The organism is Corynebacterium sp. HMSC076G08, from assembly GCF_001811515.1.
Taxonomy (GTDB): domain Bacteria; phylum Actinomycetota; class Actinomycetes; order Mycobacteriales; family Mycobacteriaceae; genus Corynebacterium; species Corynebacterium hiratae.
Map to the genome: position 1 here is coordinate 92,512 of NZ_KV805007.1, position 12,351 is coordinate 104,862.

The following is a 12,351-nucleotide window of genomic DNA, read 5'->3' on the forward strand; positions in this document are numbered from 1 at the left end:
GGAAGGAGGATATCGGCCACAATGGTGCGTGTGAACACTCCAGAGCAATTGAGCCAGCAAGACCCTGAACTGATGGAAACCGACGAGGATTGGTTGATTGACTTCCGCGGCGTCGAGCTACGACGCGGCGGGCGCACGCTGGTGGGGCCCGTCGACTGGCAGGTGGAGCTCGATGAGCGTTGGGTCATCATCGGCCCCAATGGCGCGGGCAAGACCTCCCTGGTGCGCATGGCCGCCGCCGAAGAATTCCCGTCCGCTGGCGTGGCTTTCCTCATGGGTGAGCGCCTGGGCAAAACGGATATGCGCGATCTGCGCGCCGCCATTGGCATCTCTTCCGCTGCCGTCCAGCACCGCATCCCGGACAACGAGCGCGTGGATGATCTCGTCGTGTCTGCTGGCTATGCGGTCCTCGGCCGCTGGCGTGAGGACTACCAAGACATGGACTTCTCCCGTGCCGACGAGATCTTGGAACAAGTCGGCGCCGCACACCTTGCAGAGCGGACCTGGGGCACGCTCTCCGAGGGAGAAAAGAAGCGCGTCATCCTCGCCCGCGCGCTCATGGCTAACCCGGAGCTGCTCATCCTGGATGAGCCCTCCGCGGGCATGGACTTGGGCGGCCGTGAGGACCTCGTGGGCTACTTGGGGGACCTAGCACTCGATGCGGATGCCCCGGCGATTGTCATGATTACCCACCACGTGGAGGAAATCCCTTACGGATTTACCCATGCGATGCTCCTGGATGAGGGTAAGGTCGTGGCCAAAGGACTCATTAACTCTGTCCTGACGTCGGAAAACCTTTCCAAGGCCTTCCACCAACCTATCCAGGTGGATCGCATCGGGGAGAGGTACTTCGCCCGACGAGTCCGCTAACCCCTAGTACATATCTCTCAGTACAAAACCTCGGTACACACCCTCGACGTATACCTCTCGAATTCTGCCCCCAGCCTGCAGACACGGAAAGTTGCATGAGTCAGTCCATCCACGACAGCCTTGACGCCATCGACCCTGGCGAAAAAACGGGCTTTAACGGGGCACGTCTGGCCGCTACTGTCCTCCTGTTGCGCGATACGGCCGAGGGGCTGCGCGTGTGGATCCAAGAACGCGTGCGCACCATGCGCAACTACCCCGGCCACGTCGTCTTTCCCGGCGGCGGGGTAGACCCGCGTGACTTCCCACCGCGAACCTGGGACTCTGGCGAACTGTGGGCAGGCCGCTCAGTGGTGTCCATGGCACGCCGCATGGGCGTAACCAAGTACAAGGCACACGCCCTTGTCTTCGCCGCCGCCCGGGAGCTTTTCGAGGAGGCCGGCACGTTGCTAGCCATCCGCGAGGACGGCTTGGTCTCCGACGCCTCGCGCTACCATCGCGAGCGCGAGCTGCTGGAAACCCATGAGATTTCCTTCACCGAGTTCCTGGAGCACAACGGCATGCGTGTCGACGCCGACATGCTGCTGCCTTGGTCCCGCTGGGCCGGTGAAGACAACAACCACTGGTTCGACACCTTCTTCTTCATCGGTGTACTGCCCGAGGGCCAAGAACCCGATGGGGATACGGGCGAAGCCGATGACGCCGGCTGGTTCGACCCGCAATTGGTCTTGGATGGCTGGCGCGCCGGGCTGGTGCGCCTCGCCATCCCGACGTGGGCACAGCTCAAGCGCCTCACGTCCTATTCCAGCGTCAAGGAAGTCTTGGACGATGCCTCCTTCTCCGATCTGCGCCCTATCATCGGGGATCCCCGGGACGATGAGCGCTACCGCGAATACTTCACCACCTTCCCCGTCGACCGCATTTAAACCGGCTTGAAGAAACGACCATGAGCTACACCCTGGACGAAGTTTCCTTCCTGCGTGAGAACGCCGCTGCGATCGACGCCGCCGCGGCGGACCTGGAGGGCACCAAGAAGGCGCACCTGAGGGACGTCGCCAAGCTGCAGGCCCACTTTGGTGACTACGGGCGTGCCGTGGCCGAACTCATCCAAGCCCGCAGCTCCGGAAAGCTGCCGGGGCAGTGGCTCATGGACCACGACTCCGCCCAACAGGCCACCCCGCCCGCGGTGGCCGCCTACCGCGCGCAGTTCCTTCAGGAACGCAACGTGGACGTGGTCCACGACCTCACCTGCTCTATCGGTACCGAAGGGCAGGCCTATCGCCCCGGTGCTTATGTGGGCAGCGACCTGGACGCCTCGCGCGTAGCCATGGCGCAGCACAACATTGAGCACCCAGTCTTTCGCGCTGATGCTCTGACCACCACGACCACCGCCGAAGTCTGCATCGCCGACCCCGCCCGGCGCCAAGGCGGCAACCGCATTACCCGCCTGGACCAACTTCTGCCCCCGCCAGCAGATCTGCTGGCCACCCACGGCGAGATGGCCATCAAATGCGCACCCGGCATCGACCACTCCGAATGGGAAGGCCTGGCCTGCGCGGTGAGCCTTGACGGAGGGGTGAAGGAAACCTGCCTGTATACCCCGGGCCTGGGAATGGGGAAGAGGGCAGTGGTCCTCAATACCACGCCCGAAGGAATACACACGGACGTCATCGACGACGACCTCGACGACGACGAGCTACCTGAGGCTGGACCCATCGGGCGCTTCCTCATCGACCCCGACGGCGCCATCGTGCGCGCCGGGCTGGTGCGCCACTACGCCGCGCGGGAAGGCCTGCACCAACTGGACCCGCGCATTGCTTACCTCACCGGTGACCGCCTGCCTCACGGCACGTCCGGATTTGAATTCATCGAGATGGTCCCCATGAAGAAGCTCAAGGCGGCTATGGCGGCTCACGACGTTGGCTCGCTGGAAATCCTGGTACGCGGGCAAGACGTGAACCCGGATCAGCTGCGCAAGAAGCTCAAGTTGAAGGGGTCGACCGCCAAGACGCTCGTGGTCACACGCATTGGAACGAAGGGAGTCGCGGTGTTGTGCGGACCGCGAGTAGTATCGACCGAAGGTAATTACGCACCCTAATAGTTTCAAAATTTACGGAAGGGGAAGTGCCCACATGCCAGTCATTGTGGCTCTGGTCAAGCACGTACCGGATACGTGGTCAACGAAGACCCTGGAGGCGGACCACACGTTGGACCGCACCTCGGTGGATAACGTCATCGATGAGGTCAACGAGTACTCCGTCGAGCAGGCACTGCGCCTGCGCGACGATAACGCCGACGCCGGCTACGAGGTCGTCGCACTCACCATGGGCCCGGCCGCTGCCGATGAGGCCCTGCGCAAGGCCCTGGCCATGGGCGCGGATCACGCCGTGCACGTGACGGATGACGCCCTCGCTGGCGCCGACGCCCTGGCCACCGCCTGGGTTCTTAACGCCGCCATCAACAAGGTGGCCGAGAAGTTCGGCGAGGTCCAGGTCATCACCCTGGGCAATAACTCCTCGGATGCCTCCACCGGTCTCATTGCCGGCCTGCTGGCCGAGTACCGTCAGCTGCCCGCGCTCACTGAGCTCAAGGCAGCCTCCCTGGCCGGCGCCACCGCCACCGGTACCCGTGAAGATGTCCACGGCCACTGGGAACTCAGCGCCAACCTGCCGGCCATCCTGTCCTTTACGGACAAGGCCGACAAGCCGCGTTTCCCCAACTTCAAGGGCCTGATGGCCGCCAAGAAGGCTGAGGTCACCACGCTCGCCGTGGCCGACCTGGGCATTGATGGCGTGCCGTCCACCACCACGGTTACCGCCTCCGCGCAGCGCCCGGCCCGTACCGCCGGTGAGGTCATCACGGATACTGATCCGGCCGTGGCTGCCGCCAAGGTCGCGGACTTCCTGGCCGCCAAGAATCTCATCGAGGGTTAAAGGAGAAAAATTATGTCTCACGTTTATGTCCTAGTTGAGCACGAAGCAGAGCAGCTGAGCCCCGTCACTGGTGAGCTCATCACCGCCGCCCGCGCACTTGGTACCGTCTCCGCCGTCGTCGTGGCGAAGGATGCCGCTACCGCCGCCTCCTTCGATGCCGAGTTGGGTAATTTCGGTGCAGCCCAGGTAGTGCAGGCGACCGCCGCGGACTATGAGCAGCGCATCGTCACCCCGGAGGTCGACGCCCTCCACGCCCTGGCCGCCAATAACCCGGCGCCCATCGTGCTGGCTGCGACTCCGACTAACAACGAGATCGCCGGCCGCCTCGCCGCCCGCCTGGGCTCGGGCGCCCTGGTCAACGTCGACGGCATCAATGCTGATGGCTCCGCGCACCACACCATCTTCGGCGGCTCCTACGAGACCTCCTCCACGGCCACTGGTTCCGTGGTTTACACTCTGCGCCCTGGCTCCGTGGCTGCCGAACCCCAGCCGGTCACCGCGGCACCCGCTCCCTTCGAGCTGCCCGCCGCCACCGTGAAGGACGTCACCGTCACCTCCTTCACTCCGGCAGAGAAGACCGCCCGTCCGGAGCTGACCTCCGCGAAGGTCGTCGTCGCCGGTGGCCGCGGCGTGGGCGATAAGTTCGCCGACGTGGTGGAGCCGCTTGCCGACGTCCTCGGTGGCGCCGTCGGCGCCACCCGCGACGCCGTGGACGAAGGTTTCTACGACCCGGCCCACCAGGTGGGCCAGACCGGCGTGACCGTCTCCCCGAAGCTCTACATCGGCCTCGGCATCTCCGGCGCCATCCAGCACACCTCAGGCATGCAGACCTCGGAGACTATCGTCGTGGTTAACCAGGATCAGGACGAGCCTTTCTTCCAGATCGCCGACCTCGGTGTGGTGGGCGACCTCCACGAGATCGCCCCGGCGCTGGTCTCCGAGCTTGAGTCCCGCAAGGGGGCCGGCAACTAATGCCTCGCTACCTCGATTACGCAGCTACCCAACCCATGCGCCAGTGCGCCATCGACGCATGGGTCGACGCCGCCGGGTCCCTCAACCCCGGCTCGGCCTATGGCTCCGGGCGTAAGGCACGCTCCGTGCTGGACGACGCCCGCGAGACCGTCGCCGAGCTGCTGGGCTGCGAACCCATCGAGGTAGTCTTCACCTCCTCCGGCACGGAGGCGGATAACATTGCCATCCAGGGTCTTTTCCGTGCTGCGCAAAGCGCAGCACCGGAGGCGGAGAAGCGCATCATCTCGACCCCCATCGAGCACCCCGCCGTCCTTGAGACCGTGGAGAAGCTCCGCGCTGAGCATGGCGCCACCGTGGATCTGCTGCCGGTCGATTCCACCGGCCACATCAGCGACTTAAGCGCCCTGGATACCCCGGCCGCGGTTGCCACCTGCATGTGGGCTAACAACGAGACCGGCGCTATACAGCCGGTCGCGGACATCACTCAGCGCGCCGCCGCGCAGAACACCCCAGTGCACATCGATGCCGTGCAGGTCGCCGGCAAGCTACCCATCAACTTCCATGAGCTGGGTGCCACCACACTCGCTGCCAGCGCCCACAAGTTCGGCGGGCCCCGCGGCATTGGCTTGCTGCTCGCACGCCGTACCCCGGCGCCTCAACCCATCGCCTTCGGCGGCGGCCAGGAGCGCGGCATCCGTCCCGGCACCGTCGACGTCGCGAGTGCGAGCGCGCTCGCCGCGGCCCTGCGCGAGTCCGTCGCGGAAATGGAGCAGGAAGACACCCGCCTGACGGCACTCCGCGACAAGCTCAAGGCCGGCATTGAGGACAGCATCGACAACGTCATCATCAACTCCACCGAGCCCACCTTGGCCTCCCACCTGCACGTGTCCTTCCCGGGTACGGATGGTGACAGCCTCATCATGCTTCTCGACGCCGCCGGTATCGAAGCCTCCGCCGGCTCCGCCTGCCACGCCGGTGTCAACCGCATGTCCCACGTGCTGGAAGCCATGGGCATTGACGAGGAACACGGGCGCGGCAGCCTGCGCTTTAGCCTGGGACGAATGACCACTGAAGAGGACATCGACGTGGTTATCAACGAACTTCCAGAGATTATTCGCCGCGCGCGGTCGGTGTAAACACAACAGCTCCCGGCCAGTACCGACGCCCAAAGACAAAGGCGAGCAAACGCGTTTCGCAATCTTCGGTGTTGTGCCACGGAGCCGATAGCCCATCAGGCACAATGTTGTCATGTCGAAGTTCTCTGAGGTCCTAGAACAGCTGCGTGAAAACCAACCAAAGGCTAAATATGGCATTGCCTTTGAGAAGCTGATGGTCAACTATTTCAAGACCGACCCGACCTTGAAGAACCAATTCGATGAGGTCTACCGCTGGACGGATTGGCGTTACAACGGTGGTAAGGCGGATACCGGCATTGACCTGGTAGCTCGCCGCGTGGATGACGGCACGTGGACCGCCATTCAGTGCAAGTTCTATGACTCCAAGGCACGCATCCAGAAGTCCCACCTGGATTCCTTCTTCGAGGCTTCCGGGCATTCTTTTGACACTGAAGAAGGCCGCCAGCACTTTGGCAGCCGCCTGATCATCTCCACCACGGACCACTGGTCCTCCCACGCGGAGGATGCTCTGGCCAATCAGATTATTCCGACCAGCCGCATTGGCATCTCCGCGATTGCGGAGTCACCCATCAACTGGGACGTGGCCTTCCCTGGCTCGGAGATACGCGATAAGACCATCCAGATCAACCTCTCCCAACGTGAGACTTTTGAGCCCCGCCCGCACCAGCAGGCGGCCATCGACAAAGCCATCGAAGGCTTCAAGACCCATGATCGCGGCAAGCTCATCATGGCCTGCGGCACCGGAAAAACCTTCACCGCGCTGCGCCTAGCGGAGCGCGTTGCTGAGGACAACGGCGGCAAGGCCCGCATCCTCTTCCTCGTGCCGTCCATCTCCTTGCTCTCCCAAACTCTGAAGGAGTGGACCGCCCAGGGCCGCCTCGACATGCGCGCCTTCGCGGTGTGCTCCGATAGCAAGGTTTCCAAGAAGGCCGAAGACATCGCCGTCTACGACCTTGAAGTCCCAGTTTCTACCGAAGGCAAGGACATCACCACGCGCTTTGAATCCGGCAAGCGCGCCAAGGGCCTCAACATCGTCTTCTCCACTTACCAGTCCATCCAGGCGGTGCACGATGCCCAGCAGGTAGGCCTCGATGATTTCGACCTCGTCATCTGCGATGAAGCCCACCGCACCACCGGCATCACCTTGGCCGGGGAGGATGCCAGCAACTTCGTCCGCGTCCACGATGCCGACTACATCAAGGCAGCCAAGCGCCTCTACATGACAGCCACCCCACGCCTTTATGACGAAGCCGTCAAGGGCAAGGCCGAAGAGCACTCCGCGGAGCTGGCCTCCATGGATGATGAAGCCATCTACGGCCCGGAGTTCTACCGCCTTGGCTTCGGCGAGGCCGTGGACAAGGGCCTGCTCACTGACTACAAGGTGCTCGTCATGACCGTGGATGAATCCGTGGCCGCCCAAGCTATGGCCCACAGTGAGAACAACCAGGTCAACCTTTCTCTAGCGTCTGCCATGATTGGCGCCTGGAACGGCCTGGCCAAGCGCTCCGGCGATTTGCAGGGCAAGAAGGGCGGCTTTGAGGAAGACGCCCAGCCCATGCAGCGCGCCGTGGCCTTCGCCAAGGACATCAAGACCTCCCAACTCATTGCGGAGACTTACCCCTCACTCATCGGTACACACCAAGAGTTGCTCAAAGAAAAGGCAGTGCTTAACGACGTCTCCCTCACCAACGTCGACCTAAACGTCGCCGCCCAGCACGTTGATGGCAGCATGAACGCCATGGAGCGCGGCACCAAGCTTTCCTGGCTGGAGGCTCCTTCAGGGGGGGGGGCAACAGTCGCGCATGCTCACCAATGCGCGCTGTCTTTCTGAGGGCGTAGACGTTCCGGCGCTGGACGCCGTCATCTTCTTCAACCCCCGCAACTCCATGGTGGACGTGGTCCAGTCCGTCGGCCGTGTCATGCGCAAGTCCGAAGGCAAGGATTACGGCTACATCATCCTGCCCGTGGCCGTTGCCAGCAACGTCTCCCCAGCAGAAGCACTCAACGACAATCAGCGCTTCAAGGTGGTCTGGCAGATCCTCAACGCGCTGCGCGCCCACGATGATCGCTTCAACGCGAAGATTAACTCGATTGCGCTTAACGGTAAACCCGATGATCTTCCGATCATCCCAATCCCTGTCAATCCGATTCCTGACGATCCAAACGATGCCAAGAAGGAAGAAGACCCTCGGGAGAAGCTCAATAGCAGCGACGCGAATATCGGTGGCGGCGATATTGACGAAGCAGAGCGACGCGGGGATCTCGCTAAACAGATGGCACTGTTTCCGCTGGAACAGTGGCAAGAAGCTATCTACACCAAGCTGGTGGACAAGGTCGGCACCCGCACTTACTGGGAAGACTGGGCCGACGACGTCGCTACCATCGCGGAGAACCAAATCACCCGCATTAGGGCGCTTCTCGACGGCGCCGATGGCTCCCTCCGCACCGAATTCGACAGCTTCGTCGAAGGCCTGCGCAATAACCTCAATGATGGCATCAGCGAAGAAGATGCCATCTCGATGCTCTCGCAGCACCTCATTACGGCACCAGTCTTCAACGCGCTGTTTGAGAACCATGACTTCATCACCCACAACCCCGTGGCCCAAGTCATGGAGAAGATGGTCAAGGCCTTGTCCAAGGCAAACCTCGATACCGAAACCGAGTCCCTGGAAAAGTTCTACGAGTCCGTCCGCGTCCGTGCTTCTGAGGTGAATTCCGCTTCAGGCAAGCAGCAGGTCATCAAGGAGCTTTACGAGCGTTTCTTCCGCAAGGCCTTCAAGAAGCAATCCGAGGCTCTCGGCATCGTTTACACCCCAGTCGAGATTGTCGATTTCATCCTGCGTGCTGCCGACGATGTATCCAAGAAGCACTTTGGCAAGGGATTGACCGATGAGGGAGTGTGCATCCTCGACCCCTTCGCGGGAACCTCTACTTTCACTGTTCGCCTCCTGCAATCCGGTCTTATCAAACCGGAAGACCTCGCCCGCAAGTACGCCAACGAGCTCTTCGCCACGGAAATCATGCTGCTGGCCTACTACGTCTCCGCGGTGAACATTGAGACCACCTACAACGCTCTGCGCGAAGAGGCAGCCCTGCGCAACGGCGAACCTGCACCCGAGTACGTGCCTTTCACCAACATCGCGCTGGCCGATACCTTCCAAATCCACGAAGAAGGTGACATCCCAGACCTCAACATCTTCCGCGAGAACAATGAGACCATCGAGCGTCAGAAGAAAGCACCCATCAACGTGGTGATTGGTAATCCGCCGTACTCAGTTGGTCAAAAATCCGCCAATGACCTCAACGCGAATCAGAAGTATCCAAGTCTAGATGAGCGGATCTCGGAAACTTATGCTGCTAGGTCCACCGCAACAAATAAGAACTCACTTTATGATTCCTACCTTCGTGCCTTCCGTTGGGCAACTGACAGGATTGGAGATCAGGGTGTAGTTATTTTTGTCACGAATAATGGTTGGATTGATGGAAATACCGGTGGCGGTATTCGTTTGTCCATGGCAGAGGATTTCACTGACCTCTACATATTCAACCTGAGGGGTAATTCTCGCACTGCTGGAGATGTCGCGAAGCGGGAAGGGGGAAATGTATTTGATATTCGTGTAGGTATTTCTATTGCTATCGGCGTGAAGAGCGCAAACAAGAAGTCTTTTGAATTGCATTATGCAGCTTCGCCTGACTATGCCTCCAAGGCGCAGAAGATTGAAGATGTGGTTAATGCAACTATCAATAATTTGGGTTGGCAGTCAATTGTTCCTAACAAGGAGGGGGACTGGCTGAATCAGCGGTCGGAGGAGTTTGAGGCATGGCCAGTTATAGGCGAAAAAAAGGGCGGTTCACTGAAGGTTTTCGACGTGTTTTCTGCGGGTTTGAAAACTGGTCGAGATGCGTGGGCCTATGCGCAAGCTGACGGCCAGCTGCTCTCACAGTTAACTCAACTGACCGATTCCTACTCCAAAGCCCTCCCTGCTCTGCAGACATGGTTTGGAGAGAACACCGTCACTAATCCGAATGCTTCAGATACCACTAGATTCTTGACAATTTATCCTCAGCATGCGGATTCTAAACAGATTTCATGGACCGAAATTCTCAAGCGATTGGCGGCAAATAACGAGCCGGTTCCAGTGAGGAGCGAAAGGATTTATACATCCCTTTATCGTCCATTCACTAGGATGAAATCTTATTTCGAGCCAGCTCTAAATGATAGGCAGTATCAGCTCCCTTCGATGTTCCCAACCCCGGAGCACCGGAATATTGGCTTCGTTGTTATGGCTCCGCGTGATGCAGCAATTTTCGCAGTGCTTGCGACGGACCTTATGCCGGATTTGTCTTTCTTTACCTACACCGGCCAATACTTCTCCCGCTTCACCTGGGCCGCCGTCGAAGCCGACGACGGTGGGCTGTTCGGTGAGGGGACCGCGGTAAAGCAAGGCGAAGCCAGCGTCTACGGTTCGATTGGCGAGGTCGTCGACGGCTACGTGCGCGTGGACAACATCACTGATGAGATTAAGGCTCTCTACCGTGATGCGCTGGGGTCAGACATCACGGGCGATGACATCTTCCACTTTGTCTACGGCAAGCTGCATGACCCCGTCTACCGCACGAAGTACGCGGCGGATTTGAAGAAGATGCTGCCGCATATTGAGACGCCGAGTTCACGTGCGGAGTTTGATAAATTCGCTGCTGCTGGCCAAAAGCTGATGGACCTTCACGTCAACTACGAGACCGTGGAGCCGTGGCCGTTAGACATTCAGGTCAAGGGCGATGAAGCAGACCGTGAGACGTGGCGCGTGCTCAAGATGAAGTGGGCCAAGCGCAAGGATCCGGAGACGGGAAAGAACGTCAATGACGTGACGAAGTTGATCTACAACAAGCGCGTGACCATTGCTGGCATTCCGGAAGAAGCTGACGAGTACATGCTGGGCTCGCGCTCGGCAGTCGCGTGGCTGATTGACCGCTACCAGGTCAAGAAGGATAAGGCTTCTGGCATCGTCAACGACCCTAACGATTGGGCCGATGAGGTTGGAAACCCGCGCTACATCGTGGACCTGATTGGGAAAGTCGTGCGCGTGGCGATGGAGACAGTGCGAATCGTGGATGGGCTGGGTTCCGAATAGCGATGCAATAAGCTGCGCCCGGTTACTCGTGGCTGCGGCTCATCCCGCTCAGGACTCCTGGATGATCAGGGTCCGCAAGCTTGGGTGGGGGCGTCGCCAAGCACTGCATAAGTATCAAGGTTTTGGACTTGGCACCTGGAGCCCAGCACCTAGGGTCGAGACCTAGAACAAATAGTTCGGCGCGAAGTGCGCGACGATGGGAATCACCGACGCGATCGAAAGCACGAGTGCGATGATGGCGTTGCGCTTGCGTTCGGGAACGTCAGAGTCAAGCGATGCGATGGCGATGAAGGCAAAGAGGGGCGCGAGAAAAGGCGTTGCAAACCACAGCCCGATGAACGCGAAAAGGCCGAAGAATCCGAACATGTAGGACGCGGCCCCATCAGGGCCTGATGCAGCGCTGTCTGCTAAGAGCAAGGAAAGGAATCCCAGCGCCCAGCTCCCCAGAAGGATAGCGGAGCCCCATAGGGCGAGTTTCTCGTTGAAGATTCCTGCTAAGCCGCGGCGTGGGGGAAGCTCAGATTCCTTGGGCTCTGCGGGCCGCTGTGGCTCATTGGGGAAGTGAGGATCGATGGAGGGCTGGTCCATGGGGGCTGTCCTTAGTCTGCATCAGTCTTTGGTGCTGACATTGGGCTGAGGTTGTTAAGGCTTAGACATCACAGAGGCAGCACCTAAAACATGTATTTCGGGCCGAAGTAGACAACGATGGGCACTATGCTCAATATCGCCAGCACGAGTGCGATTCTGGCGTTGCGTTTGCGTTCTGGCACGTCAGAGTCGAGTGATGCGAGGGCGAGGAAGGCAAAAAGCGTCGCGAGAAAAGGCGTTGCGATACACAGCCCGATGAACGCGAAAATGCCGAAGAATCCGAAGAAGAAGGACACGGCATCATCAGTGCCCGAAGTAGAGCTGTCAGCGATGAGCAAGGAAAGGAATCCCAGCGCCCAGCCGGACAGAAGGATTGCGGAGCCCCACAGTGCGAGTTTCTCGTTGAAGACTCCTTCCCAGCCGCGGCGTGGAGGTAGCTTCGAGGCTTTGGGCTCTTGGGGTGCGTTGGGGTCTTGAGATGCCTTGGGTGCGTTGGGTTCGGCAGGCTGCTGTGGCTCGTTGGGAAGGTGTGGGTCGATGGTGGGTTGGTCCATGGCGCTGTCCTTCGTCGGCGTCGTGATCACCTGATGGGGTGGTAGCGATGTGAAGCGCAGTCTAGCAGCGGTTGCTGCTGTTGGGAGCGGTTGTTGGGGAGTTGAGTTGTTGGTGTGGCAAAAGAGTTCAATGTTTCGCGTGTTGTTTCAGTGATTAGTGTTAATGCGG

8 protein-coding genes and 1 pseudogene are annotated in these 12,351 nt (G+C 60.2%); 7 read left to right on the plus strand and 2 right to left on the minus strand.

Annotated elements, in window-relative coordinates:
* Positions 1 to 21: 21 nt before the first annotated feature.
* The 7 genes and pseudogenes from HMPREF2806_RS00470 to HMPREF2806_RS00500 all read left to right on the plus strand — a co-directional run bounded on the left by HMPREF2806_RS00470 (position 22) and on the right by HMPREF2806_RS00500 (position 11,040).
* Entirely contained in the window at positions 22 to 870 is an 849-nt protein-coding gene (locus HMPREF2806_RS00470) for an ABC transporter ATP-binding protein (RefSeq protein WP_046648947.1), read from the plus strand.
* A 95-nt stretch (positions 871 to 965) separates the two neighbouring features.
* Positions 966 to 1,793: an NUDIX hydrolase gene (locus HMPREF2806_RS00475; RefSeq protein ID WP_070515589.1), complete on the plus strand. Its 828-nt coding sequence runs from the start codon at positions 966 to 968 to the stop codon at positions 1,791 to 1,793.
* 20 nt (positions 1,794 to 1,813) lie between these two features.
* Positions 1,814 to 2,965 (plus strand): THUMP-like domain-containing protein, encoded by a 1,152-nt coding sequence (locus tag HMPREF2806_RS00480; protein WP_070515591.1) that lies wholly within the window; start codon positions 1,814 to 1,816, stop codon positions 2,963 to 2,965.
* 34 nt (positions 2,966 to 2,999) lie between these two features.
* On the plus strand, positions 3,000 to 3,800 hold the full coding sequence (locus HMPREF2806_RS00485; RefSeq protein WP_070511592.1) for an electron transfer flavoprotein subunit beta/FixA family protein: 801 nt from the start codon (positions 3,000 to 3,002) through the stop codon (positions 3,798 to 3,800).
* 12 nt (positions 3,801 to 3,812) lie between these two features.
* On the plus strand, positions 3,813 to 4,772 hold the full coding sequence (locus HMPREF2806_RS00490; RefSeq protein ID WP_070511595.1) for an electron transfer flavoprotein subunit alpha/FixB family protein: 960 nt from the start codon (positions 3,813 to 3,815) through the stop codon (positions 4,770 to 4,772).
* On the plus strand, positions 4,772 to 5,908 hold the full coding sequence (locus tag HMPREF2806_RS00495; RefSeq protein ID WP_070515593.1) for a cysteine desulfurase family protein: 1,137 nt from the start codon (positions 4,772 to 4,774) through the stop codon (positions 5,906 to 5,908). The genes HMPREF2806_RS00490 and HMPREF2806_RS00495 overlap by 1 nt, the downstream gene beginning before the upstream one ends.
* 112 nt (positions 5,909 to 6,020) lie before the next feature.
* Positions 6,021 to 11,040: pseudogene (locus tag HMPREF2806_RS00500) on the plus strand (DEAD/DEAH box helicase).
* Between the two features lie 162 nt (positions 11,041 to 11,202).
* On the opposite strand, the gene HMPREF2806_RS00505 reads toward HMPREF2806_RS00500, so the two are convergent.
* Together HMPREF2806_RS00505 and HMPREF2806_RS00510 are read right to left on the minus strand one after the other, a co-directional pair.
* On the minus strand, positions 11,203 to 11,628 hold the full coding sequence (locus tag HMPREF2806_RS00505) for a hypothetical protein (protein WP_046649324.1): 426 nt from the start codon (positions 11,626 to 11,628) through the stop codon (positions 11,203 to 11,205).
* A gap of 83 nt (positions 11,629 to 11,711) precedes the next feature.
* Positions 11,712 to 12,182 (minus strand): hypothetical protein, encoded by a 471-nt coding sequence (locus HMPREF2806_RS00510; RefSeq protein ID WP_070515595.1) that lies wholly within the window; start codon positions 12,180 to 12,182, stop codon positions 11,712 to 11,714.
* Positions 12,183 to 12,351 lie beyond the last annotated feature (169 nt).